Origin of the sequence: Pseudidiomarina marina (assembly GCF_003987045.1) — a bacterium.
Lineage (GTDB): Bacteria > Pseudomonadota > Gammaproteobacteria > Enterobacterales > Alteromonadaceae > Pseudidiomarina > Pseudidiomarina marina.
Map to the genome: position 1 here is coordinate 1 of NZ_PIPZ01000009.1, position 1197 is coordinate 1197.

Annotated in this window: 1 protein-coding gene; it reads left to right on the plus strand. The window is 47.1% G+C overall.

The genetic code is table 11. From position 1 onward, the window contains the following. Window positions 1-71 precede the first annotated feature (71 nt). A protein-coding gene (locus tag CWI76_RS11585) for an IS3 family transposase (protein WP_126760504.1) occupies window positions 72-1159 on the plus strand; the annotation gives its coding sequence in 2 pieces (ribosomal slippage) (window positions 72-333 and window positions 333-1159; 1089 coding nt in all). The last annotated feature ends 38 nt before the right edge of the window (window positions 1160-1197 follow it).

Sequence of the window (1197 nt, forward strand, 5' to 3'; positions counted from 1 at the left end):
TGTAATCCCCCCGAAAAATCGGAGCAGTTATAAGTAGAAAATTCCGTTAAACTAAAACGAAGGAGTTTTCTATGCGCAAATCACGATACACAGACAGTCAGATCTTAGCGATTCTGAAACAAAACGAGAACGGTGTGCCCGTTCCAGAGCTTTGCCGTGAACACGGCATGAGCTCAGCTCAATTTTATAAATGGCGCGCCAAGTTTGGCGGCATGGACGCATCGATGATGAAGCGTCTCAAAGAGCTTGAGGACGAAAATAAGCGCCTCAAGAAAATGTATGCCGAAGAGCGACTTAAAGCTGAGATCCGCAAGGAAGCCCTTGAGGGAAAGCTGTAAAGCCATCTCAGCGCAAAGAGATGGCGCAAGCTGCCATTCAACGTCATGGTATTAGTGTTCGTTTTGCCTGTGTTTGCATGGGCATTAGCACGAGCTGTTACCACTATCAAAGCAAACTCAGCGATGAAAACGCTGTGATTGCTGATTGGTTGCTGCGCTTAACCACTGCGCAGAAGCGCTGGGGTTTTGGTTTGTGCTTCTTGCACTTGCGTAACGTGAAAGGGTTTCCATGGAACCACAAACGCGTGTATCGCATTTATCGAGAGCTAGAGCTGAATTTACGGATCAAACCCAAACGTCGCCTGCGACGCGATAAACCTGACGCTTTAAGCGTGCCAACCGCAATGAATCAAGTCTGGTCGATGGACTTTATGTCCGACAGCTTAGCCGACGGCCGTTCACTGCGAACATTTAACGTCATCGACGATTACAATCGCGAAGGGTTAACCATCGAAGTAGACCTTTCGCTGCCAAGTGCTCGTGTTATTCGAGCCTTAGAGCAAGTGATTGAATGGCGAGGAAAACCTGCGGCGATTCGGTGCGACAATGGCCCAGAATATTTGTCAAGCGAGCTGATTAACTGGGCTGAAAAACATCAAATTACGATGCTCTATATTCAACCAGGTAAACCGACTCAGAATGCCTATGTTGAACGATTTAATCGAACAGTACGGCATGAATGGCTCGATTTGCACCTGTTTGAAAGCGTTGAACATGCACAAGAACTTGCCACTCAGTGGCTTTGGCTTTATAACAACGAACGGCCTAACACGGCTATCGGAGGCATTCCGCCCAAACAATTAACGCAAGCGGTTCATTAATTCTACGAATAACTGCTGCTTAAAATGGGGGGATTACA